Annotated in this window: 19 protein-coding genes; 14 read left to right on the top strand and 5 right to left on the bottom strand. The window is 60.4% G+C overall.

What is annotated here, in order from left to right; genetic code table 11:
- Positions 1 to 312: 312 nt before the first annotated feature.
- The gene (locus BT119_RS22110; RefSeq protein ID WP_032609932.1) at positions 313 to 750 is read right to left on the bottom strand and encodes a hypothetical protein; all 438 of its coding nucleotides are present in this window, start codon (positions 748 to 750) and stop codon (positions 313 to 315) included.
- 130 nt (positions 751 to 880) lie between these two features.
- Here BT119_RS22110 and BT119_RS22105 point away from each other — a divergent pair, with 130 nt between their 5' ends.
- Entirely contained in the window at positions 881 to 1,348 is a 468-nt protein-coding gene (locus BT119_RS22105) for a universal stress protein (protein ID WP_003370492.1), read from the top strand.
- A 69-nt stretch (positions 1,349 to 1,417) separates the two neighbouring features.
- Here the strand turns inward: BT119_RS22105 and BT119_RS22100 are convergent, their stop codons facing one another.
- A complete protein-coding gene (locus BT119_RS22100; protein ID WP_003436344.1) occupies positions 1,418 to 3,328 on the bottom strand; it encodes an ATP-binding cassette domain-containing protein in 1,911 nt (636 codons plus the stop codon).
- A gap of 204 nt (positions 3,329 to 3,532) precedes the next feature.
- Here BT119_RS22100 and BT119_RS22095 point away from each other — a divergent pair, with 204 nt between their 5' ends.
- Positions 3,533 to 5,461 carry a transglycosylase SLT domain-containing protein gene (locus BT119_RS22095; protein WP_003370486.1) on the top strand — a complete coding sequence of 643 codons (1,929 nt, stop codon included), beginning with the start codon at positions 3,533 to 3,535 and terminating at the stop codon, positions 5,459 to 5,461.
- 59 nt (positions 5,462 to 5,520) lie between these two features.
- Here BT119_RS22095 and BT119_RS22090 read toward each other — a convergent pair whose 3' ends face one another.
- Positions 5,521 to 6,330, bottom strand: coding sequence for an MOSC domain-containing protein (locus BT119_RS22090; RefSeq protein ID WP_003436342.1), 810 nt, complete (start codon positions 6,328 to 6,330; stop codon positions 5,521 to 5,523).
- 101 nt (positions 6,331 to 6,431) lie between these two features.
- A complete protein-coding gene (locus BT119_RS22085) occupies positions 6,432 to 7,358 on the bottom strand; it encodes a chemotaxis protein CheV (RefSeq protein WP_003315817.1) in 927 nt (308 codons plus the stop codon).
- A 450-nt stretch (positions 7,359 to 7,808) separates the two neighbouring features.
- Between BT119_RS22085 and BT119_RS22080 the strand changes: the two genes are divergently transcribed.
- Both BT119_RS22080 and BT119_RS22075 read left to right on the top strand, forming a co-directional pair.
- Positions 7,809 to 8,240 carry a hypothetical protein gene (locus BT119_RS22080; protein WP_003436340.1) on the top strand — a complete coding sequence of 144 codons (432 nt, stop codon included), beginning with the start codon at positions 7,809 to 7,811 and terminating at the stop codon, positions 8,238 to 8,240.
- Between the two features lie 166 nt (positions 8,241 to 8,406).
- Positions 8,407 to 9,069, top strand: a complete 663-nt coding sequence (locus BT119_RS22075) for a response regulator (protein WP_003436338.1) — start codon at positions 8,407 to 8,409, stop codon at positions 9,067 to 9,069.
- On the opposite strand, the gene yegS is transcribed toward BT119_RS22075, so the two are convergent.
- Positions 9,053 to 9,970: a lipid kinase YegS gene (yegS, locus tag BT119_RS22070; protein ID WP_003436337.1), complete on the bottom strand. Its 918-nt coding sequence runs from the start codon at positions 9,968 to 9,970 to the stop codon at positions 9,053 to 9,055. The two genes, BT119_RS22075 and yegS, sit on opposite strands and share 17 nt — an antisense overlap.
- Positions 9,971 to 10,488: 518 nt before the next feature.
- Here yegS and BT119_RS22065 point away from each other — a divergent pair.
- The 10 genes from BT119_RS22065 (at position 10,489) to BT119_RS22020 (ending at position 23,341) form a co-directional block, all read left to right on the top strand.
- Entirely contained in the window at positions 10,489 to 11,925 is a 1,437-nt protein-coding gene (locus BT119_RS22065; protein ID WP_003370475.1) for an undecaprenyl-phosphate glucose phosphotransferase, read from the top strand.
- On the top strand, positions 11,925 to 13,382 hold the full coding sequence (locus BT119_RS22060; protein ID WP_003436334.1) for a mannose-1-phosphate guanylyltransferase/mannose-6-phosphate isomerase: 1,458 nt from the start codon (positions 11,925 to 11,927) through the stop codon (positions 13,380 to 13,382). Before BT119_RS22065 ends, BT119_RS22060 begins: the two co-directional genes overlap by 1 nt.
- Before the next feature lie 132 nt (positions 13,383 to 13,514).
- On the top strand, positions 13,515 to 14,294 hold the full coding sequence (locus BT119_RS22055; RefSeq protein WP_003370469.1) for a polysaccharide biosynthesis/export family protein: 780 nt from the start codon (positions 13,515 to 13,517) through the stop codon (positions 14,292 to 14,294).
- 17 nt (positions 14,295 to 14,311) lie between these two features.
- The gene (locus BT119_RS22050; RefSeq protein WP_003436332.1) at positions 14,312 to 16,303 is read left to right on the top strand and encodes a GumC family protein; all 1,992 of its coding nucleotides are present in this window, start codon (positions 14,312 to 14,314) and stop codon (positions 16,301 to 16,303) included.
- Positions 16,303 to 17,481, top strand: coding sequence for a glycosyltransferase (locus tag BT119_RS22045; RefSeq protein WP_003370466.1), 1,179 nt, complete (start codon positions 16,303 to 16,305; stop codon positions 17,479 to 17,481). Before BT119_RS22050 ends, BT119_RS22045 begins: the two co-directional genes overlap by 1 nt.
- Position 17,482: 1 nt before the next feature.
- Positions 17,483 to 18,796: a cellulase family glycosylhydrolase gene (locus BT119_RS22040; protein WP_003370465.1), complete on the top strand. Its 1,314-nt coding sequence runs from the start codon at positions 17,483 to 17,485 to the stop codon at positions 18,794 to 18,796.
- A gap of 3 nt (positions 18,797 to 18,799) precedes the next feature.
- Positions 18,800 to 20,017, top strand: coding sequence for a glycosyltransferase family 4 protein (locus BT119_RS22035; RefSeq protein ID WP_003436329.1), 1,218 nt, complete (start codon positions 18,800 to 18,802; stop codon positions 20,015 to 20,017).
- Complete coding sequence (locus tag BT119_RS22030) at positions 20,008 to 21,108, top strand: glycosyltransferase family 4 protein (RefSeq protein WP_003436327.1); 1,101 nt, start codon at positions 20,008 to 20,010, stop codon at positions 21,106 to 21,108. The genes BT119_RS22035 and BT119_RS22030 overlap by 10 nt, the downstream gene beginning before the upstream one ends.
- Positions 21,108 to 22,523 (top strand): O-antigen ligase family protein, encoded by a 1,416-nt coding sequence (locus BT119_RS22025; protein ID WP_044308545.1) that lies wholly within the window; start codon positions 21,108 to 21,110, stop codon positions 22,521 to 22,523. Before BT119_RS22030 ends, BT119_RS22025 begins: the two co-directional genes overlap by 1 nt.
- Positions 22,520 to 23,341: an acyltransferase gene (locus tag BT119_RS22020; RefSeq protein WP_058416947.1), complete on the top strand. Its 822-nt coding sequence runs from the start codon at positions 22,520 to 22,522 to the stop codon at positions 23,339 to 23,341. Before BT119_RS22025 ends, BT119_RS22020 begins: the two co-directional genes overlap by 4 nt.
- Position 23,342: the final 1 nt, after the last annotated feature.

Below are 23,342 nucleotides of genomic sequence, written 5' to 3'. Positions count from 1 at the left end.
GGGACGACGGGCCTCTGCATGACAATAATCGCGATGCGTGACAATCGATAAGCGCGGGGAAAATCAGCCAGGAACGCACCGCACGAGGGCACATGCAAAAAATATTTGCAGGAATCGCGACAAAAAGGAGCAAAAGGTCTAGAGTCGCAGCACTGCGCCACAAGAGGCTCGCAATGCAGCTGATTTGCGGGTGCGCAACAGCGAAAGCCGACATGGCAGCGAAAGCCTGTCGGCACGCGACGAATTATCGGCCTGCCTGGCCAACCCCGGCCCGATGTTGTTATCGGGCTTTTTAATGCCTGCGATTCAGGGTCAGGCCAGCGCCCTGAGCACCGCATCAATACGCTGTAACACTTCTGCCTCGCCCCGCTCGGCCCAGTACACCGCAATCAGTTGCCCATCAGCCTCGACCTTGTAGGCATCCACGGGCAACGTTTGCAGGTGGGGCAGCAGCCTCGCGTCCTCGCAAGGCTCGCGCCAGCGGTTAAGCCATACGCCCGGTTCGCTTTGCCAGTACACCCAGGTATCTGCATGCGAGCCCAGACGCGGACGATGGTACTGCGCGCAAGGGCTGGGCGGCTCTTTGCTCAGCCAGTGCGGCCACTCCTGCGGGGTCAGTTGCATACCCATGCCCAGCCGCCGCGCCTGCATGCGCAACGCCATCCTGCCGCTTTGCTGGCGCGAGGGACGTAACCACACCAGCGGACTCAGCATTACACCAATGATTGACAGGACTATCCAGACCGTCATATTTCTTGCCCCCAGCCGATTTCAGGCTCTTTACAACATTCTTGAAAACAATGACTTGCACGGGGGCCTGCCCAGATGCGAACGAAAGAGCCATACTCCCATCATTGCAATTCTCCCGGAGGACACCCTCATGCCATACAAACACGTTCTGGTTGCCATCGACCTCACCGATGAGTGTGAATCGGTCATCCACCGCGCCAGCATGCTGGCAAAAGACAGCGGCGCGAAGCTGTCGATCGTGCACATCGTCGAACCCATGGCAATGGCCTTTGGCGGTGATGTACCCATGGACCTGTCGCAGTTGCAGCAGCAGCAATTCGACCAGGCCAAGGAAAAACTCAAGAAAGTACAGGACTCGCTCAAGCTAAGATTCCCGCTGCTCAACGAAGGCGAAAGCCATCTTGTGTATGGCCAGCCGCGTCAGGAAATCCATCAACTGGCCAAGAACAAGGGTTGCGACGTAATCGTTGTCGGCAGCCACGGCCGCCATGGCCTGGCCCTGCTGCTAGGCTCGACCACCAACGACGTCGTGCATGGCGCGCCCTGTGACGTACTGGCCGTACGCCTCAACAAACAGGAAGACAAGAAGCCTGAATAATCCCGGGCCCGCTATAGCAAAAAGCCCGGTGACCCGGGCTTTTCCTGCAACCTGAGACGCGCCGGACGATCACTCGTCCAGTTCGGCCCAACGCTCCAGCAGCTTGTCCAGTTCGGCCTGCAGGTTTTCCAGCTGCGCCAGCACGGCTGCAGTCTGCTCGGACGAGCGCTGGTAGAAGCCCGGCTCGGCCATTTCCGCGTTCAGCGCGGCCATCTTGCCTTCGACTTCATCGATCTGCGCAGGCAACGCCTCCAGCTCACGCTGAAGCTTGTAGCTGAGCTTCTTCTTCGCCACCGGCATGTCCTGAGCGGCAACCGGTGCGGCCTGCACCACAGCGCTGGCCAGCTCGGCCTTGCCCGACTTGGTGTCGGCGACGCCCAGCAGACGCGGTGACCCGCCCTGACGCAGCCAGTCCTGATAACCACCCACGTACTCGCGAACCTTGCCTTCGCCTTCGAACACCAGCGTACTGGTGACGACGTTGTCGAGGAATGCCCGGTCGTGACTGACCATCAGCACAGTGCCTTTGAAGGTCAGCAGAACCTCTTCGAGCAGCTCCAGGGTTTCGACGTCCAGGTCGTTGGTGGGTTCGTCGAGCACCAGCAGGTTGGCTGGCTTGCTGAACAGCTTGGCCAGCAACAGACGGGCACGCTCGCCACCGGAAAGCGCCTTGACCGGCGTGCGGGCACGCTGCGGGCTGAACAGGAAGTCGCCGAGGTAGCTCAGCACATGACGGCTCTGGCCATCGATATCGATGAAATCACGTCCCTCGGCAACGTTGTCGATTACGGTCTTTTCCAGATCGAGCTGGTGACGCAACTGGTCGAAATAGGCCACATCCAGACGCGTACCGACTTCAACCTTGCCTGCGGTTGGCTGCAGGTTGTCGAGCATCAGCTTGAGCAGCGTGGTCTTGCCGGTACCGTTGGCGCCGAGCAGACCGATACGGTCCTCGCGCTGCAGGACCATGGAGAAATCCTTGATCAGGGTCGGCCCGCCCGGATGGGCGAAGCTGACGTTATCGAGCACCATGACCTGCTTGCCGGACTTCTCGGCAGTGTCGAGCTGAATGTTGGCCTTGCCGGTACGCTCACGACGCTCGCTGCGCTCTACGCGCAGCTCCTTGAGCGCACGCACGCGACCTTCGTTACGGGTGCGACGAGCCTTGATGCCCTGGCGGATCCAGACTTCTTCCTGGGCCAGACGCTTGTCGAACAGCGCGTTGGCGGTTTCTTCGGCAGCCAGCGCAGCTTCCTTGTGGACCAGAAAACTGGCGTAGTCGCCATCCCAGTCGATCAGGCCGCCGCGGTCCAGCTCAAGGATGCGGGTCGCAAGGTTTTGCAGGAATGCCCGGTCGTGCGTGATGAACAGCACTGCACCCTGGAAATCCTTGAGGGCTTCTTCAAGCCAGGCGATGGCGCCGATATCCAGGTGGTTGGTCGGCTCGTCGAGCAACAGCAGGTCCGGCTCGGACACCAACGCCTGGGCCAGCAGAACACGGCGACGCCAGCCACCGGACAGTTCGGCCAGGGTCTTGTCGGCAGGCAACTGCAAGCGGCTGAGAGTGCTCTCGACCAACTGCTGCAGGCGCCAGCCATCACGGGCTTCGAGGTCCTGCTGAACATGCATCAGCTTGTTCAGGTCTTCCTCGGTGACGCAGTTCTGCGCCAGGTGGTGGTACTCGGCCAGCAAGGCACCGACGCCATCCAGACCTTCGGCCACCACGTCGAACACAGTCCGTCCGTCGGCTACCGGCAATTCCTGGGGCAATTCGCCGATCTTGAGGCCGGGCGCGCGCCAGACAGCCCCGTCATCAGGCTTCTGAACGCCTTTTACCAGCTTCAACATGCTGGATTTGCCTGTGCCGTTACGGCCGATGATGCACACCCGCTCGCCACGGGCGATCTGCCAGGACACCTTGTCCAATAACGGCATGGCGCCGAAAGCAAGGGACACATCGCTGAATTTGAGCAGGGTCATGAGCTTCTCCAAAAACCGGGCGCGCATTCTACCTGAGATAGCAGGCAGATGTCGGCATTCATGGCACCGCTGCGCGCCTCGACAAGACTTTATGACCGCCAATTATTTCCATATGAGACAAGCTCGTCGGCAATGCTTTCACCAAGAGCTGGCAAAAGGCTAAGCTAGCAATACTTTTCACCGACTCATCTGCTCGGAAGTCTCATGCGCAGTCGTTTGTTCAGCTTTTTATCGTGCCTGCTCCTCTCCGCCACCGCCGTCCAGACTGCTCATGCGGTAGACCTCAACCAACAACGCAAGTATTACGACGAAGCAAAGCGCGCACTGGCCAAGGGCGATTCCGGCCCCTACCAGATGTACGCCACAGCCCTGGCCGACTATCCGCTGGAGCCTTACCTCGAATACGACGAACTGACGGCGCGCCTGAAAACGGCAAGCAATCCCGAAATCGAGAAGTTCCTTGCCGAGCACGGCGACCTGCCGCAAGCCAACTGGATGAAGCTGCGCTGGTTGCGCTGGCTGGCCGAGCGTGGCGACTGGCAAACCTTCGTCAAGTATTACGACCCGAAGATGAAGTTCGTCGAGCTGGACTGCCTGTACGGGCAGTACCAATTGAACAACAACAAACGCGCCGAAGGCTTCGCCAGTGCTGAAAAGCTCTGGATGACCGGCAAGACATTACCCGCCGCCTGTGACGGTTTCTTTGCCCAGTGGGCGGCCGCCGGCCAGCTGACCGAACAGAAGCGCTGGCAGCGCGCCAAGCTGGCGGCGCAGACGCGTAATTACAGTCTGGCCAGCACGCTGGTGGACAGCCTCAACTCGCTGGCACCGCAAGGACGCCTGCTACTGGCTGTCGCGCAGAAACCGGAGATGGTCAACAACCCGTCGCAATTTGCCCCGGTAGACGAAGCGATGTCCGACGTGGTCGGTCTCGGCCTGCGTCGGCTCGCCAAGCAGGACCCGCAGAAAGCCCTGTCGATGCTCGATGGCTACGCCGTGACCATGCATTTCTCCCGCGAAGAGCAGGTCGAAATTGCCAAGGAAATCGGCCTGACCCTGGCGCGTCGTTATGACGACCGCGCACTGGAGGTCATGACCAAATATGACCCCGAGTTGCGTGACGACACCGTGACCGAATGGCGCCTGCGCCTGTTGCTGCGCCTGGGTCGCTGGGAAGACGCCTATGAGCTCGCGCGCCGGCTGCCCAAGGATCTGGCGGCGACCAATCGCTGGCGTTACTGGGAAGCCCGCTCTCTGGAACTGGCGCAACCCAACAGCCCGCTGATTGCTGCGCTGTACAAGGATGTCGCCAAGGAGCGTGACTTCTACGGCTTTCTGGCTGCCGATCGCACCCAGAGCCCATACCAGCTCAACAATAAGCCGCTGGTGCTGAGCCAGGCGCTGATCAACAAGGTACGCAACACGCCGGGCGTGCGTCGCGCACTGGAGTTTCATGATCGCGGCGAGATCGTCAACGGTCGGCGCGAGTGGTATCACGTGAGCCGCCTGTTCAATCGTGACGAGATGGTTGCCCAGGCCAAGCTGGCCTACGACATGCAGTGGTATTTCCCGGCAATCCGCACCATCAGCCAGGCGCAATACTGGGACGATCTGGATATTCGCTTCCCGATGGCGCACCGCGACACGCTGGTACGCGAAGCCAAGGTGCGCGGCCTGCATTCGAGCTGGGTGTTCGCCATCACGCGTCAGGAAAGCGCCTTCATGGATGATGCCCGCTCGGGCGTCGGTGCCAGCGGGCTGATGCAATTGATGCCTGCCACCGCCAAGGAGACCGCGCGCAAGTACAGCATCCCGCTGGCCTCGCCTCAGCAGGTGCTCGACCCGGACACCAACATCCAGTTGGGCGCCGCCTACCTGAGCTCGGTGCATGCGCAGTTCAACGGCAACCGGGTGCTCGCCTCAGCCGCCTACAACGCTGGCCCGGGGCGCGTGCGCCAATGGCTTAAAGGTGCCAATCATCTGGCCTTCGATGTCTGGGTAGAGAGCATTCCGTTCGATGAAACCCGTCAGTACGTGCAAAACGTATTGTCGTACTCGGTGATCTACGGCCAGAAGCTCAACTCGCCGCAGCCTCTGGTGGACTGGCACGAACGGTTTTTCGACGACCAGTGACCGGTGTCGGCAGGAGTGCCGCGCACAGCACTCCTGCCGGACAATAGCGCTGCCCGCCCCTACTCCAGCACTTCGACGGACATGCCCACTTCAAGCTCGCCCACCCCCTCGTTGACCACGTTCTGACCGAACAGCACGTTGCCTTCAACTTCCCGATAAGTCTTGAGCGTGGCAAACGGTTCGCGATCTGCACTGCGCTCGCCGGTTGCCGGGTCGACAGTGGTCAGGATGCAGCGTGCGCAAGGCGTGAGCAACTGGAACTCGATGTCGCCGATACGGATGCGTTTCCAGCCATCCTCGGCAAAGGCCTCGGCCCCTTCGATCACCAGATTGGGTCTGAAACGCAGCATTTCCATCGGCCTGCCCATGCGCGCTGACAGGTCATCGAGCGATCCCTGGCCGATCAGCAGCAATGGAAAACCATCGGCAAAGCTCACCCGGTCGTTGACCGTCTGGTAGCCGCCAGGGATCCAGCGCGCACGCTCCGCAGGCAGGTAGACCATGCGCGTGGGCTTGCCGATAAACCGGCTGACCCATTCGCCGGCCTCATCACCCGCATCCGGAACCTGCAGCGAGTCACGCCAGACGGTCACGCCACGCAAATTAGAGTCGATATCCAGCGGAATCGCGACGTCCAGAGGCTCGAAGCCAGGTGCCGAAAGGGTTACACCACCGCTGGCGTTCCACAATACCGACAGTCGGGACATGTGCGGCAGGGCGCGCTGAGTGAAGAATCGGCCATTACTGGCGTCGACCAGCATCCAGCGTCGATCGCCCGCCAACCCCAACGCATCGAACGAGGCGCGCTGCATCGGCTCGGCCTTGCAGGATTTGAGGGGGAAACGATAGAGCGAGCTGAGACGTAACATGTGCGCCGATTCCTTTGGGGCTGGATAAGCTTTGATGCAGACAGCAAAGCTTATCCGAAGCCGGAGCCGGCAGCACTCGCGATGAAGAATCGAGCGCGGTGTCAGACAATCATCAAAAGACGTTCGCGCACGACCTCGACCAGCTTGTCGGGCTGGAACTTGGAGAGGAAGTTGTCACAGCCGACCTTCTTGACCATCGATTCGTTGAAGCTGCCGGACAACGAAGTATGCAGGACGATGTACAGACCGCGCAGGCGTGCATCGTTGCGAATCTCAGTGGTCAGACGGTAGCCGTCCATTTCCGGCATTTCCGCATCGGTGAACACCATCAGCAGCTTCTCGTGCACGTTCTCGCCTGCGTCCGCCCAGGCCTTGAGCATGTTCAGCGCCTTGAGGCCGTCGCTGGCGACGTGCAGCTTGAGGCCTAACTGAGACAGCGTATCGCGCAACTGCGCCAGCGCGACCTTGGAATCGTCGACCAGCAACACTTCCCGACCACGGGCATTTTCCAGCACCGGATCTTCGAGCTTCTCGCGGGATACCTTGGCGTTGTAAGGCACGATCTCGGCGAGCACTTTTTCAACGTCGATGATCTCTACGAGTTGATCATCGACCTTGCTGATGGCGGTCAGGTAATGCTGACGACCTGCGCTGACCGGCGGTGGCATGATTGCATCCCAGTTCATGTTGACGATGCGGTCGACACCGCCAACAAGAAAGGCCTGAACCGACCGGTTGTATTCGGTGACGATGATTGTGCTGCCCGGACCCGGTACCAGTGGGCGCATGCCGATGGCCTGGGAGAGGTCGATCACCGGAAGGGTCTGGCCGCGCAGGTTGACCACACCACACACGAACGAATGGCGTTGCGGCATGAGGGTCAGCTTGGGTAGCTGCAATACTTCCTGGACCTTGAACACGTTGATCGCAAACAACTGCCGACCGGCAAGGCGAAACATGAGGATTTCCAGGCGATTCTCGCCCACCAGTTGTGTGCGCTGATCTACTGTGTCGAGAATGCCTGCCATTATTAGCTCCTGAAGCGATGGTCGCGTTGATTCTGTTGAGCCTGTATCGGCTGAAATCAGCCGGACCTTAATGGCGATGAACGGCCACTCTCAAGCATTGATGTCATTTTACCATCATGCTTTACTGATGTCGCTTTCAAGACACACAAATACAGCTTCAAACCCGCGCCGAAAATGCCTCGGCGCCTCTTTGCGCCCAGAGCAAAATCATATATCCGCAAAAAGTCAATCAGGGATAACCTGATATGATCGACATCTAATTGCCACTATTGTGACGGCATTCTCACTACATGAATGGCGTTAGATTTGTGTCCGCGTCCCAATCCCTGCAATCGAGTGGCGCTGGCGACATTCAGAAACGTCCTACATACTTTTGTTTGAAATCGACATTAACTGTCAGCCATTCGCCGCGGGCGGAAGTTCGCTATCCATGATCAGTGGAGACAAAGGATGCTGAGCCACAACGATTGGCAGCACAAGCACGACCAGTTCCTGAGCCTGTCTCAGGCACTTTTGCACAAGTCGGAAGAATGTCTTTCGCATCTGGAGCTGATCCCCAACGACGAGGACGCTACCGGCTGCCTGCTGACAACCCTGCGCAAGCTCGCGCAGGAGGCAGAGGCCGTTCCTGTGCCGTGCATTGCCGATTTTTCCCGCCAGCTGTGCCAGTTGTTGAAAACCGGCAGTCAGGCCAACGAGCTTTCCCAGGAAGCCCTGCTGGCCGTCAAGAACTGCCTGACGCTGATGTACTGGCAAGTCGAGCTTCTCGATCCGCTGACCGGCGAATTGACGATGGACGACCACGAACAGCTCGAACTGCTGGAAAAACTGGCCAGCGCCTCCGCGCAATCGGCCTTGCCGAAAGATGCAACCCGCCAATAACGCTCGATCACGCCCGGCCGTTGAGAATCGTATCGCGATGTCATTGAGGCAGCGTTGTCACGCCAGCATTTTCCGTTCATTGTCTTTACTGGTGTTGACATCGTCTTCACGTATGACCAGAGACTGCACACGCGCTTGAGCGGTCCCATTTGCACAAGAAATCACAATGACCTGCAATCTGTTATTGGTCGACGACCACTCCCTTATCAGAGCCGGCGTGCGAGCGCTGGTTGCAGACATGCCCGGATACACCATCGTGGGCGAAACGGCTGACGGCGCGCAATTGGCAAACCTTGCGCAGCAGCTCAGGCCCGACATCATCCTGCTCGACATCTGCATGAAAAGTGTCGACGGCCTGGATGCACTCGAGCACCTGCTGCAGGTGCTACCGCACTGCAAGGTATTGATCCTGTCGATGCAGAATGATCCGGACATGATCATGCGTGCACTCGACATCGGCGCGCATGGTTATCTGCTCAAGGACACTACGGCTGCGGAACTCGAACAGGCACTCGGGGCGCTGCGCAGCAACGAGCGCTACCTGAGCCCGGCCATTGCTCAGATGGTCATCGAGTGCGCATTGCGCGGTACCCCCTCAGACCGGGCTCAGGCGGCGAAGGAGCGTTATCGCCTGACCGCTCGCCAACTTGAAATCCTGCGCCTGATCGTGCGCGGCAAGTCCACACGCGAGATTGCCGATGGCCTGGGACTCAGCGTCAAGACCATCGAGACTCACCGTGCCCAGGTCATGAAGCGCCTGCAGATATTCGACGTGGCCGGGTTGGTGCTGTTCTGCGTTCGCGAACGGATTATCAGTCTGGACGATTGAGTTCAGGTGCGCCGCTCAGTACCGGCGAATCGGTTGGCAGGTGTACCTGAAGTGCCCCCGGCCGGGCCTCGAAACGCAGGTACTCGCCCGACAGCGGCTCACCGTCCAGATTGATATCCAGGCCCTGGGCGGACTTGAGTTCTACCCACGGCAAACGCGCTCGAACGAACATATTGTCGATGCCCAGCCCGCCTTCCAGAAGACTCCTCAGCGTGCCGACCACTTCCTGAGGCGCCGGCAGGATACTGATGTCGAGCAGACCGTCATCGGCCAGCGCGGTCGGGCACAGCTCGTGTCCACCGCCCGCCTGCCGACCATTGCCGATACCCAGTGCAAGCAGGTCGCCGCGCCAGTGAAAATCCGGCCCGGTGAGTTCGCCGTGGGCCGCATGCAGCTCGCTGAATCGGGTCAGGCCGGTAAACAGGTAGGCAGCGCCACCCAGCACCTTCTTCAGGTCTTCGGACGTGCTGGCCGTGACCTGGCTGCCAAACCCACCGGTCGCCATATTGAGGAACAGCTTGCCGCCGACCTCACCCAGATCGACGGCACGCGGAGCCACGTCCATCAGTTGCAGGGCCCTGGAGACTTCCAGAGGCACGCCAGCCGCACGGGCAAAATCGTTGGCAGTCCCCAGCGGCAGAATAGTCAGGCTGGCCTTGGTTTCGGCCATTGCCAAGGCTTCGGCGATATCGCGCAAGGTGCCGTCGCCACCACCTGCGACGATATGCCGATGACCGGCGGCCAGGGCCTCACCGACCAGGCGCTGGGCATCGCCGGCTTCCCAGGTCAGTCGCACGTCCAGTTCCCAACCCTGCTTGCGCTTGTCTGCCACCGCGTCACGCACGTCTTCGTTGAGTGCCTGTTTACCGTGAAGAATGAGCATTGCCCTGCGTTGTGTCATGACACCTCCTCTGCCGAACCCTACGAATTGAAACCTGCGAGCGACGCTCTTGGTGTAATCGGCGCCCGCATACATTTCGCACGACGCATGACTCTGACCCCGGGCAGCCGGAAAAAGCCCATCCGTTGCGGAAATTTTTTTCACCTCTGCAACAGCTCGCTTGCCCCCGCAGGTACTGGGGAGAACCTCGCAACGGGCTGTCCGGATCAACGCCTGCGTCAGGGCTGAAGCACTTTTGTCCTGTCACTATTCGTTTCATGAGCTTTACTGACAGCAGTACCCTCACTTGAGGGAAATTTCCTTCACAAATGATTGAAAAGGCTTAAATAAAATCCGGTAAGGGACGACATATATAAAGTGATATTCACAAAAGACGGTCCGGATTCCTCATCAGCACGACCTGTAACTGGCTACGCTTGGACACAGTCCCCGTAGAAACACCTCTCGGGTCTTACAAAAAATAGAAATACGTCCTGGGTCAGCAGAATTCAGGCGCACACAGGGAGTAAGGGATTTCCATGAGGTTGCAGCCCGTCGACAGCCTTTCGCTGACCCGCACCAGCCTGGTCGAATACTTTCTTTTCGGCATCCGCCTGGCTCACGGCATCGCCTGCATACTGCCGGGCCTTGTGATCATTCTGCTGATCAAGGATGGCGGAGCGGAAACACAGCAGGGTTACCTGACCATGCTGCTGTTTTTCGGCTTTGTCGGGGTGCTGGTGTTCCAGGCCATGGGCGTCTATTCCGAAGCACTGTTCAGCAACGATCTGCGCATGGGCGCGATGGCGCTGGCCTGGACGGCCGCCTTCGGACTGTTGCTGTTCATGCAGCAGGCAATGGGCCTGTTCGGCTACCTCCCGCCGGAAGAACTGCTGATCTGGTACCTGACCAGCCTTGCGCTGTTCGGCATCATTCGCCTGCTGCTGCTGATGCTGTTCAAACGTCAGATGCGCAAGGGCGTGTTCCTGCAGCACGCCGTGATTCTTGGCGCGACGGAGAATGGCCAGCGCCTCGCCGAATACCTGCTTGAACATCAGGACATTCGTTCGGGGGTGACCGGCTTTATCGACGACCGTATCGGGCGCATGCCCAAGACCGTAGCCAACCTGCCACTGCTGGGCAATACCAGCGATCTGGAGCGGCTGATCCGCGAAGAGAAAGTGACCCAAGTGCTGGTCGCCCTGCCCTGGACAGCGGAAAACCGCATGGACTACATCATCCGCGAACTGCGCAGGCTACCGGTCAACGTATTGCTGGTTCCGGACATGATCGCCTTTCGGCACACCCACAACCGCATCACCGAAGTCGCCCGGCTGCCGATGTTCAATGCCTCGGATCTGCCGCTCAGTGGCTGGTCGCCGTTCATCAAACGCGCTGAAGACATCGTGCTGTCATCGCTGGCGCTTCTGGCGCTATCACCCTTGATGCTGCTGGTCGCACTGGCGATCAAGCTCGATTCGCCAGGACCGGTGTTTTTCCGTCAGAAGCGCTACGGGTACAACAATCGCCTGATCGAAGTGTTCAAGTTCCGCTCCATGCATCAGCACCAGGCCGATGCAACGGCCGAACGGCAAACCACCCGCGGTGACGCCAGAATAACGCGGGTCGGTCGCTTCATTCGCAAAACCAGCCTGGATGAACTGCCACAGCTGTTCAACGTGGTGGCGGGCAGCATGTCGATGGTCGGACCGCGTCCGCACGCCACGGCGACCAAGGCAGCCGGGATTCTGTTCGAGCAGGCGGTGAAGGAATACACCTCGCGGCACCGCGTCAAACCAGGCATTACCGGACTGGCGCAGATCAACGGCTATCGGGGCGAAACCGACACCGTTGAAAAAATCGAAAAACGCGTCGAGTTCGACCTTGAGTACATAGAAAACTGGTCCGTCTGGTTCGACCTCTACATCCTTATGCGCACTGTGCCTGCAGTGCTATTCACCCGTGAGGCTTACTGATGAGCACGCTCATTCCCTGCATCATTGCCGGCGGCTCCGGCACCCGTCTTTGGCCGGTTTCCCGTGAAGCGATGCCCAAGCCGTTCATGCGCCTGCCAGACGGCCAAAGCCTGCTGCAGAAGACCTTTCTGCGTGCGGTCGGTCTGCCCGGCGTCGAGCGTCTGCTGACCGTCACCAACCGGGAAGTGTATTTCCGCACGGTGGACGACTACCGCCAGTTGAACAAAGGCAATGCACGTCTGGATTTCATCCTCGAACCCTTCGGTCGTAATACAGCAGCTGCCGTTGCCGCCGCGGCATTGCACGTCAGCCAACTGTATGGCGACGAAGCGCAACTGCTGGTGTTGCCTGCCGATCACCTGATCACCGACGTGGCGGAATTCTCCAGAGCAGTGAGCGCTGCACAGAAGCTGGCCGCAGAGGGCTGGCTGGTGACGTTCGGTATCCTGCCGACCGCGCCGGAAACCGGTTTCGGCTACATCGAGAAAGGCCCGGCACTCAATGCCGACGCCTGTCAGGTCGCCCGTTTTGTCGAAAAGCCCGACGCGATCACCGCCCAAGGCTATCTGGACAGTGGTCAGCATTTCTGGAATGCCGGCATGTTCTGCATGCGCGCCGACGCCGTGCTGCGCGAGCTGCGCACACATGCGCCGGACGTCCTGAGCGCCGTCAGCGCGTGCCTGGAATCCAGCCCGCGCAAGGAAGGCAACCGTGAGCTGCAAGTCGAGCTGGACAGTGAGTCGTTTGCCCTGACACCGGACATTTCCATCGATTACGCGCTGATGGAACGCTCCGACAAAGTTGCCGTGGTGCCCTGCCAGCTTGGCTGGAGTGATATCGGCTCGTGGCAGGCGGTGCGTGAACTGTCTCCCGGCGATGCTCAAGGCAACTACTGCAATGGCGAAACTGTGCTGCACGACGTCAGCAACTGCTACATCGACTCTCCCAAACGTCTGGTAGGCGCTATCGGCCTCGACAATCTGATCATCATCGACACCCCCGACGCCTTGCTGATCGCCGACGGTCGACGCAGTCAGGACGTCAAGATCATCGCTCAGGAGCTCAAGCGTCAGGGCCATGATGCCTACCGCCTGCACCGCACGGTCACACGCCCCTGGGGCACTTACACCGTCCTCGAAGAGGGCAAGCGCTTCAAGATCAAGCGCATCGTGGTTCGCCCGCAGGCGTCACTGTCGTTGCAGATGCACCATCACCGCAGCGAACACTGGATCGTGGTCAGCGGCATGGCCCGCGTCACCAACGGCGAGCGCGAGTTCATGCTGGATACCAACGAATCGACCTTCATCAAGCCGGGCCACACGCATCGTCTGGTCAACCCTGGCGTCATCGATCTGGTGATGATCGAGGTGCAGAGCGGCGAGTACCTGGGCGAGGACGACATCGTACGTTTTACCGACATTTATGGACGTGTACCCGACAAGGCCGTGAAGAGCTGATCGGCGCAGCAGCAAGCGCCGCTTGATTCACGCGGCACGCAATTGACAGCACCCGGAACACGCATGACCCGCCAACATGAATTTATTACCCGCAAGGGAGCCGTATTTGTGCATGACAGGAGCTCAGGACCAATGAAAAGCATGATGCTGATCGCCAGCTTATTGCTGTTAAGTGCGTGCAATACCCCTTCCAGGGTGGGCCTGCCCGATGACCGTGCGCAAATCGAGGCCGGTCAGGCGGCGGGGCGCGCGCTGGCAGGCAAGCCGCTGCCACCGGAGCGGATCCGCCCCGGCGATACGCTGCGCATCGTGCGCAACAGTGGCGAGGCGCCGTCGATTTCGGCGTTCACCGCCAACTCCATCTATGAACTGACCCTGTTTCAGGTGCTCAACGACGGCACCTTTTCCTACCCTTACATCGGCACCGTCAAGGCCGCAGGCCTGACCCTCCAGCAACTCAACGACCTGCTGGAAAGCAAGCTGCAGAACGTCTACCGCGAGACCGCGCTGACCATCAACATTTCCCAGTCACCGGGCAATACCGTGTTTGTCGGCGGCGCGGTGCGCAACTCGGTCACTTTGCCGGTCAACGTCGCTACCAACCTTGACCAGGCGATTGTCGGCGCGGGCGGCGTGGCGCTTGACGCCGATGCCGGTCAGGTCGCCCTGCTGCGTCAGGAAGAAAACGGCCTCTACAAGACTTACTTCTTCGATTACAGCAAGTTTCTCTGGGCCGGCGGCGCCGGTGGCCCCAGCGCACCGGTCCTGTTGAAACGCGGCGATATCGTGTTCGTTCCCAAATCGTCGGTCGGCAACAAGGTTGACGGCGTGTCCCTGTATTTCAACCAGTTGATCCCCTTCGCGAAGTCGATCGGCCTGGGCATGAATTACGAGCTGCGCAACAACAATTAATTGTCAGGGAAACAGACATGATCAACATCCGCTCATTCCGCGACCTGCTGCGCCTGCTCTTCATCTTCCAGCGCGAAGTCAGGATTACCGTGCTGGCGACCTTCGTCATCATTCTTCTGGGCGCATTTCTGCTCCCCAACCGCTATGAGTCCACCGCCCTGCTGCTGGTCAAGCCGGGCCGCGACAGCAGCACGGTGCCGATCGAGTTGTCTGATCGTCAGGCCATTGTGATTCCGAGCGGCCTGCGCGATCCGCTGCTCGACGAGGAGCGCATGCTCAGCGGGCGGCCGATCATGCGTGCAGTGTCCGAGAAATACCTCGCCGAACTGTCCATGGTGCCACCTGAAACCGGCGTTCTGGCCTCGGTGAAGAACGGCATCAAGACCGTAGTCGGAGCGCTCGTCAACGGCGTGCGCAACGTTCTGCAGTTCATCGGGCTGGTGGAAAACCGCTCTCAGGTCGAACGTCTGGCCGAGGATCTGGAGAAAAACTTCAAGGTCAGCCATGAACCGGGCTCGTCGGTGATGGAGTTGAGATTTACCTGGAACGACCCGGAAATCGCGCAGACCGTACTCAAGACCTGGATCACCGAGTACCAGACGCAGCGCACCAAAACGCTGGGCCGTGTCAGCCTGTACGCGTTTTACGAAGGGGAAGTGAAGACGACCGGTGCGAACATCATCGAGTACAAGAAGCAAATTCAGAACTACCTGAACCAGTTGAGCGCGGTCAGTATTTCCCAGCGTCTGGCCGACACTTCGCAGGGGCTCAACGATCTGCGCACCGAGCGCAACAACACCACCCGCTCGATTGCCTCGACCAAGGCAGGTCTGGACCTGCTGAAAAAACAACTGGCAGAACAACCCAAGACCGTCTCGGCAGGCCGTGAACTGGCCCTCAACCCCAATCGTCAGGACCTTCAGAACCGCATCAACGGCAAGGAAGTCGAGCGCCAGGAAATGCTTCGCTCGTTCAAGGAAGAGGCGCCACCGATTCGGGCCATCAACGAGGAAATCAATAACCTCAAAAAACTGCTCAAGGAACAGGACGCCACCGTCCAGCGTTCCGAAAGCATCACGCCCAACCCCATCTACAACCGCATGCAGAATGTGTATGCCGACCAGCAGACCAGCTACGCGCGCTTGCAAACCCAGCTTGCCCAACAGAATGCGCAGATTGCCCAGCTGGAAAGCGACCGCCAGCAGGCGCTGAATCTGGAACCGGAACTGTCGCGCCTGCAGAACGAACTCGATGCAGCGGAGAAAAGCTATGCGCTGTACAAGGACAGCCTGGAAAAATCGCGTATCGACCGTGAGCTCGACAACAGCCAGATCAGCAATATCGCGACCGTCGAGGACGCGACTTTCAACCCCAGCCGGGTATTCCCGAAAAGCCTGTTGATGCTGTTTCTGGCATTCCCGCTGAGTATTGTGGTCGGTGCCGTGGCGCTGTACTTCTTCTACCTGCTGGATCAGCGCATTCACGACGGCGACAAGATCGAGAGCAGCTTCGGTGTTCCGGTCTGGACCAGCCTCCCCGACCTGGAACGTGCTCAGGAACGCAGTGCAGCGTTCACCTCGAATCTGCATCGGGTGTACGGCATTCTGCCGCTTGATCAGGTAGAAGAGCGCGGATTGACCATCGGTTTTACCTCGGTCAAGTACGGAGCTGGCGTATCGTTCGTGATCGCGCGGTTAAGCGCGCTGCTGATCGAACAGGGCCATCGGGTGCGTACCGAGGGCCGCGGCCCGGCCAGTCCTGGCGAAATCGTGCTGATCAATGCGTCGGCGCTTTCGGCGAATCAGGACGCCTTCGTGCTCTTGCGCAAGGCTGACCTGATCGTGCTGGTGGTTCGCGCCCAGGACACCACCGTGCCAATGCTGGAAGACACGCTCAACAACCTCAACACCGCGTTCAAGAAAGTCGACGGTATCATCATCAACCGTCGGCGCTTCGAAGTGCCTGAAAAGGTCCTGAATTTCCTCAAGCGGATCGGGAGCCGAGGCTGATGCGAATAGCGTTGCTTGCGCCGCTGCCGCCCGAACAGAACGGCATCGCCGATTACGCCGGACATCTGCGGCATGCGCTTGAAGGCCTGGGTCTGCAGGTCAGTACACCGCTGCAGGGTGTTGGCAACGATCCCCGCGCTGCACAACAGCGGGTGGCCGAAACCGACTGGAGCGGCATCGATCTGGTCCACGCCGAACTGGGCGGCGGTCGACTGGCGGAGTTTCAAGCCCTGCGCGCATTGCGTCGGCGTTTCCCGAGGCTGCCGTTGACCGCGACCGTGCACGATCCCGAGCGCCTGGTCTGGCGACGCGAGAAACTGCCGTGGCCATTATCGATGGTCAGCGGCATGCGCTCGCCGCTGCCGGAAATCGCCACAGTACTGGCCGATCCGCTGTGCCTGCATGAAGAACGGCAGCTGGCGCGGCACATGACCCGGCTGGTGACCCTGACCCAGGCAGGCAGTCAGAGCCTGCGCCAGCGCATGGGGCTGACGGCAGCGCAGATGGCCGTCATCAATCATGGCAACCTCGACATCGCCCCCATGCCGTTACCGCCGTTGAATCCCTTGCGTCTGTTGTATTTCGGTTTCATTTATCGCGGCAAGGGTATCGAGGACCTGCTCGATGCGCTGTCCAGCGTATTCACCGCCCAGCCTGCGCTGCGCTCGACCGTGCGCCTGACCCTGGCCGGCGGCAGCGAGCCGGAAATGGCCTTTGGCCCGTCCGGCAGTTATCTGGAACAACTACGACTGCGCATCCGCCAACTGGGCCTTGTCGATCTGATCGACTGGCAACTGGACCTGCCTGCCGAACAGATTGCGCAGGTGATCCAGGCCCACCACGTGATGGTTCTGCCCTATCGCGAGTCGAGCAAACTGAAGATTCTCGGCAAGCTGCGCGGCACCAGCGGCGCGCTGTCCTGGGCGGTAGCCTGCGGACGTGGCGTGATCACTTCGGATGCGCGCTCGTTTGCCGAAGAAGTCTCGCATGGCAACGGCATGATCTATCCGCAAGGCGATGTCGACGGGCTGGCGCAAGCCCTCGCCCGCGCCTGCGCAACACCGGAGCTGGTCAGGCAGTGGGCCGACAACGCCGCGCAGATGGGCAAGGCCCGGGTCTGGAGCCATACCGCAGAACATTTTCAGGATGTATTTCGCCAGGCTTGCCAGGAGAAGTGACATGCAGCGTCCATCCAGATTCGGGCAACTCGTCACCAGCATACTGCTCGGCGCAGCAATGAGCTGCGCCGCCCAGGCGGCAACGGTCCTCAAGGCGCCTCGCGAGGTGGTCTGGGCGGACTTTCTGGGCGTCAACGTACAGTTTCAGTACTTCGCCCCGGACATCTACCAACAGCAGATGAGCCGTCTGGACGAACTGGGCCTGAACTGGGTTAGGCTGACCATTCACTGGCCGGTGATCGAGCCGCAAAAGGACCGCTACGCCCTGACCGAGCTGGACGCCGCCATGACCGCGATCAAGGCGCACAATTACAACACCCTGGCGTACCTGGTCGGGTCAGCGCCTTTCGCCAGCAGCGCGCCGGCCGATGCAAAGAGCCGCGATCAATACCCCCCGACGGATTTCAACGTGTTCGCCGCACGCATGACCGCCCTGGCCCAGCGCTATCCGCAGGTCAACAACTGGCAGGTCTGGAACGAGCCGAACATCGTCTGGCTGCCCAAAGAGGATCCGGCTGCCTATGGCCGCTTGCTGACCACCACTGCCAATGCGATCCGCGCCGTCCTGCCGAACAAGACGATTGTCACGTCAGGCATGGCTTACTACAGTCAGATGCATAGCACCTCTGGCTACATGCTGCAGACGCTGCTCGATAATGGCCTGGGCCAGCAGAATATCGTCGCGGCCTATCACCCCTACTCCGAGTACCCGGAAGGCGATTCCATACCGGATCGCGATTTTCTGGTGCGTGCCAATGCCATGAACCAGTTGTTGCACAGCAATGGCGTCAAGCAGGTGTGGGCCACTGAATGGGGCTGGTCGAGCTATGCAGGCCCGGTGGAGATGCAGCACCTGATTGGCACCTCCGGCCAGGCTGACTACACCCTGCGGCGTCTGGCGCTGATGAGCGCCATGGATTTCCAGCGCATCTTCCTGTTCAACCTCAGCGATCTGGACGAGCGCGCCTCGGCCCGCGATCAGGGTTACGGGCTGCTTGACCTGCAAGCCAGTCCCAAACCGGCCTACACCGCGCTGCAGAACTTTCTGAAAATCACCGGCCCACGTCTGCTACCCGCCGAACCACCCGCCGTAAGCAGCGTACCGGACGACCTGTATGCCATTCCATGGACGCGCGCGGATGGCTCGCACTTGCTGATGTTCTGGAGTGCGGCGGGCACATCGCTGACTTTCCCGGCTATCACCGATGCGGTGGTCCACGACCCATTGACCGGTAGCCGCACCCCGTTGTCCGGCAGCCAGGGGATCACCCTGCTGCTGAAGCCGACTCTGCAAATTCTGGAATGGAAGCCCTGAGCCATGCGAATCCTGTGGACGCTCCCCTATCTGCCCTGGCCCACCACCAGTGGCGGCAAAACCCGGGAATACCATTTGCTGCGCAACCTGGCAGCACGTGGTCATCGCATCACGCTGCTGGTGCAGTCCAAGAACCCGCTGGACGACGATGCCCGCGCGGCACTGGAGCCTTGGCTGGAACGCCTGATCGTGATCGATCGACGCCCGTTGCTCAGCTTGCGTACCCTGCTGGCCGTGGCGTTTGCCCCGCCACCGATGCTGGCCAGCGTGAACGGCTACGCACCGCAACTGGAAAAGGCCTTCGAACAGTTGCTGGAGGAAGACTGGGACATTATTCAGTTGCAGCACACTTATGCCTTTCAGCCCTTCGAGCATGCGCTCAAGCGCTCCGGCAAACCCTTCGTGCTGACCGAGCACAATGTCGAATCGGACCTGGGTGCCGCCAGCTATGACCGTCTGCCACGCTGGGCCAATGCCTTCGCGGTCTATGACCGCTGGCGCTACCGGCGCTGGGAAACCCGCGTGTTTCGCCAGACCGGTGAGCTGATCGCGGTCACCGAGGACGATGCCAAGGCGCTTTCGCGTCTCAGCGGCAGGGCGACGTCCTATGTGGTCAACAGTGTCGACTGCGATTACTACGCCAGCGTCCACGCGGACCGTCACAGCCATCGACTGCTGTTCATCGGCAACTATGAATACGGCCCCAATGTCGACGCCATCGAATGGGCGCTGGACGAGATCATGCCAAAGGTCTGGGCCCTGGCACCCCATGTGCGTTTTGCCATCGGCGGCTTCGGCATGCCGCCCGCCTGGCGCGAGCGCTGGTCTGACCCGCGCATTGAATGGCTGGGTTATGTAGCTGACCTGCGTGCCTTGCAGGCCACTGCCTCGATGTTCTTCGCACCCCTGCGCCAGGGCGGCGGCTCCAAGCTCAAGACCCTGGAAGCCATGGCCGCCGGCCTGCCAGTGGTGACCACCGCACAGGGTGTTTCCGGACTGGCGGTGCGGCATGGCGAACATTACCTGGGCAGCGAGGATGCGTCAGGGCTGGCGACACTGATCGCCGAATACACCGACAAACCACTGCAGCTTGAGCAGATTGGCGAAGCCGGCCGCATTTATGTTCGCGCCCGGCATGACTGGTCCGTTTCCGCCGCTCAGCTGGAAGTGATTTACACCCGCTTTTCGTTCTCCAAGCAAGGATTGCGCTCATGCGTATAGGACTCGACTACCGCGCCGCAGCCGGTTACCCCACCAGCGGCATCGGACGCCAGAACCTGGCACTGGAACGGGCATTCCGTGAACACCCGGACGTGCAATTGCAGCTGTTCGGCGTGGCCCCCTACGATCATCCGGTACGCCGCCTGATGCATGCCCCGCGCTGGGCTGCCCCATTGAATTCAGTTCATCGGCTGCCGGATCGCCTGCGCTTCGAAGGCCAGTTCCTGCCTGCAGCCCTGCGCGATGCCGGCATTCAGATCTACATGGCCAATATCAACATGGGCCTGCCGCTGGGGCGCAAGCCGGCCGATATGCGTTACGTACTGCAACTGCACGATCTGTTTCAGCTCACGCAGCACAACAGTCACGGTTCGCGACTGAAAGCCAGGATCTACCGGATGACCGACTACCTGTCGATTGCCTGGTCGCTGAAGGTTGCCGACCAGATCTGGGTGCCTTCGCAATTCACTGCAAACGAGGCTGCACGGATGTTCCCCAGGATCAAAGCCAAGCTGCGCGTCATACCGCTGTTGGTGGAAGCCTTCAAGGGTGAGCCGGCCGACATCGCGCAACTGCGCCTGCCGCTGCGTTACTGGCTGTGCGTGGGCACGCGCGAACCGCGCAAGAACATCAAATGGTTCGTGGATGCCTGGCAGACCGCGCGTATGCAATTCGTCGATACCCCGGAACTGGTGCTGGTCGGTGGCGATGATCCGCTGACCGAAGCGCAGCGCCAGTTACCGGGTCTGCATGTGCTCAGCGGCCTGAGCGACGCCGAACTGCACGCCGTATACAAAAATGCCGAACGGCTCTGGCAACCCTCCAAAAGTGAAGGTTTCGGGCTGCCGGTGATTGAAGCACTGAACAGCGGCACACCGGTTGCAGTGGCCTCGGGCTCCTCGCTGGACGAAGTCGCACCGCCCGACAGTCCACGCTTTTCGCCGGTCGACAGCGGTAACCTGATCAGGTTGATGGGGACCCTGTCGCAAGCGCCTGAAGAGGATCCGGCGATTGCCACAGACTGGACGCAGCGCTACCAGTTGAAAGCCTTTTGCGAACGCGTGCACGTGGCGCTGGAGGAATTGCGCTGATGCCATTGGCCTTGCCCTTGGGGCTGCTGTTCAGCCTGCTGTTCGGCGTAATGATCTGGATGCTGCCGGCGCCCTTCGTGGTAGCGGCGGCAATCGGTATCGTGGCGGTTGCCACGATCATCCGCCGGCCGGTACGCGGGCTGCTGCTGTTCTGCCTGATCGGAACCTTCCTGCCCTACTCGACGATTCAGATCGGCATTCGCACCACGGTCTCCGAAGCGCTGATCATGCTGACCTGGGCCAGCTATCTGCTGCATGCAGTCTTTCAGGAACGCCACCGTGTGCCCCATATGCTGCGCCCCGAACGGCTGCTGGTGGCGTTGATGCTGTTCAGTGCGTTTCCGTTTCTGGTCGGCCAGTTGACCGTCATCGCCGAGGGCAACGGCCCGATCAACTGGATCCGCTGGCTGTTCAACCTGTCGATCCTGTTTCTGGTGCCCCGTCTGCTGACCGACCTCAAAACGCTGGAAAACGCAGTCATCGCGCTGCTCGGCGGGACGCTGTTGTTGCTGGTGCTGTCGATCGGTGTCTACGTCACCAAAGGCTCGGCCACTGCAATCATTCCGATCCTCGGCAGCCTGGGCTACAGCGGTGCCGACGTGTTGAGCGAGAGCCTGCTTTCGTTCGCCAGCCGCATGGGATCGCCGTGGATGCACCCCAACGTGGCGGGGGGTGCACTGGCGATGCTACTGCCGCTGGCCTTCTGCTTCGGCATGACGCGCAGCGGCACGGCCCGCAGGCTGGGCCTTGCGGTAGCGGCCCTTGGCGTGGTCGGCCTGTTGCTGACCGGCTCACGCGGCGCGCTGTTGAGCCTGATCGCAGTGATGCTGCTGATGGCCCGGCGACGCATTCCGCATCTGGGACGGCTGTTGATGGGTGGCATGGTGGCCGGCATTCTTCTGCTGATGTTCTACCCGCCTCTGCAAGACCGGCTGATGGGGCTGTTCAGCAATGACGATGCCAGTACCGCGATTCGCTTCCTGGAATACAGCCATTTCCCCGACGCAGTGGCCACCTTCCCGTTCGGCATCGGTTTCAAGACCGACCCACCGGTGCTGGGCTACACAGAATTCGGCATTTCCAACCTGTGGCTGAACTTCATCTACAAGATCGGCATACCCGGCATGCTGCTGTTCATCGCTATCACCCTCAGTTGGTGGAAGGAAGTGCGTCCCGGAAGCGGCCGGGTCGTGCTGACTCGCGAAAACGCTATTGCGCTGGGCTGCACCACCGGTGTACTGGCTGCGTTGTTCAGCGGTCTGTTCGACCATTACTTCAGCTTCACCAGTGTGCTGGTTGCGTTGTTCTGGCTCTTGCTCGGCATCAGCCTGCACGAAACCAGACGCCTGCGCGCCAGGCCCGACATGACATCCAGACACCTTGACGCCTCACCCGAGCCGGGAGCCTCCTCATGAAACACCGCATGCTGCATTCTCATAATCTCAGAGAGGCACTGCCCGATTACGCGCGCAAGATGGCGGTGCCGCTCGAAGAGCTGGAAGCCGCCTATCAGTGGATGCTGGACAACGAAGTGTGCTTTGAAACGCGGATCAAGGAACGCACCCTGTCGTTCATCTGCTACCTGAATATCGAGACGAGAATCGAACACCCGCTGGCGCGACGCTTCTACAAGCTGCTGGCCAGCGAAACCAAAGGCGCGCTTATTCCGCTGTACGGGATCAACTGGCCGACCCTGCGCGACCGCATGTTGCGGACCTGGGAGCAGGCTTACAACATCCTCATCTGCAAGATCCCCAGCCACACCCTGCGCCTGCTGTGGTTGCGCATCGGCGGCGCGAAGATCGGCAAGGGCTCGACCGTCTGGCGCAATACCGAGGTGCTCGGCGTCGACAGCCTGCGCATAGGCAATGACAGCACGGTGGGCTGGCACTGCCAACTCGACGCACGCGGTGGGCTGGTGATCGGCGATCACGTCACCATCGCTTCACATGTGCTGATCATCGCCGGTGGACACGATCTCAACGAACCGGAATTCTGGGCGGTAGGCGGGCCGGTGTTCATCGGCGACTACGCGTGGATCTGCAGCCGCGCGCTGCTCTCGTTCGGCGCCGACATCGGCGAAGGTGCCGTGGTGGGCGGTAACAGCGTGGTCTCCAAACCGGTTCCGCCCTACGCCATCGTCAGTGGCCCGAACGCAGAGATCAAGGGCGAGCGCGCTCGCGGCCTCAAGTACAAGGTGGGCGGCAAAGGCCTGTTCACCTTGTTTCACTGAT

Source organism: Pseudomonas sp. NFACC10-1, assembly GCF_900119195.1.
In the GTDB taxonomy this organism is placed as follows: Bacteria; Pseudomonadota; Gammaproteobacteria; order Pseudomonadales; family Pseudomonadaceae; genus Aquipseudomonas; species Aquipseudomonas cerasi.
The sequence above is the reverse complement of the archived record's forward strand: the minus strand, read 5'-3'. Positions and strand labels throughout refer to the sequence as shown.

Bases quoted from the DNA above. Each gene is read 5' to 3' on its own strand.
- BT119_RS22025 (WP_044308545.1), top strand. From the start codon at position 21,108: ATGCCATTGGCCTTGCCCTTGGGGCTGCTGTTCAGCCTGCTGTTCGGC.
- BT119_RS22075 (WP_003436338.1), top strand. From the start codon at position 8,407: ATGACCTGCAATCTGTTATTGGTCGACGACCACTCCCTTATCAGAGCC.
- BT119_RS22080 (WP_003436340.1), top strand. From the start codon at position 7,809: ATGCTGAGCCACAACGATTGGCAGCACAAGCACGACCAGTTCCTGAGC.
- BT119_RS22110 (WP_032609932.1), bottom strand. From the start codon at position 750: ATGACGGTCTGGATAGTCCTGTCAATCATTGGTGTAATGCTGAGTCCG.
- BT119_RS22035 (WP_003436329.1), top strand. From the start codon at position 18,800: ATGCGAATCCTGTGGACGCTCCCCTATCTGCCCTGGCCCACCACCAGT.
- BT119_RS22060 (WP_003436334.1), top strand. From the start codon at position 11,925: ATGAGCACGCTCATTCCCTGCATCATTGCCGGCGGCTCCGGCACCCGT.
- BT119_RS22090 (WP_003436342.1), bottom strand. From the start codon at position 6,330: ATGTTACGTCTCAGCTCGCTCTATCGTTTCCCCCTCAAATCCTGCAAG.
- BT119_RS22030 (WP_003436327.1), top strand. From the start codon at position 20,008: ATGCGTATAGGACTCGACTACCGCGCCGCAGCCGGTTACCCCACCAGC.
- BT119_RS22040 (WP_003370465.1), top strand. From the start codon at position 17,483: ATGCAGCGTCCATCCAGATTCGGGCAACTCGTCACCAGCATACTGCTC.
- BT119_RS22105 (WP_003370492.1), top strand. From the start codon at position 881: ATGCCATACAAACACGTTCTGGTTGCCATCGACCTCACCGATGAGTGT.
- BT119_RS22065 (WP_003370475.1), top strand. From the start codon at position 10,489: ATGAGGTTGCAGCCCGTCGACAGCCTTTCGCTGACCCGCACCAGCCTG.
- BT119_RS22055 (WP_003370469.1), top strand. From the start codon at position 13,515: ATGAAAAGCATGATGCTGATCGCCAGCTTATTGCTGTTAAGTGCGTGC.
- BT119_RS22045 (WP_003370466.1), top strand. From the start codon at position 16,303: ATGCGAATAGCGTTGCTTGCGCCGCTGCCGCCCGAACAGAACGGCATC.
- BT119_RS22050 (WP_003436332.1), top strand. From the start codon at position 14,312: ATGATCAACATCCGCTCATTCCGCGACCTGCTGCGCCTGCTCTTCATC.
- BT119_RS22020 (WP_058416947.1), top strand. From the start codon at position 22,520: ATGAAACACCGCATGCTGCATTCTCATAATCTCAGAGAGGCACTGCCC.
- yegS (WP_003436337.1), bottom strand. From the start codon at position 9,970: ATGACACAACGCAGGGCAATGCTCATTCTTCACGGTAAACAGGCACTC.
- BT119_RS22085 (WP_003315817.1), bottom strand. From the start codon at position 7,358: ATGGCAGGCATTCTCGACACAGTAGATCAGCGCACACAACTGGTGGGC.
- BT119_RS22100 (WP_003436344.1), bottom strand. From the start codon at position 3,328: ATGACCCTGCTCAAATTCAGCGATGTGTCCCTTGCTTTCGGCGCCATG.
- BT119_RS22095 (WP_003370486.1), top strand. From the start codon at position 3,533: ATGCGCAGTCGTTTGTTCAGCTTTTTATCGTGCCTGCTCCTCTCCGCC.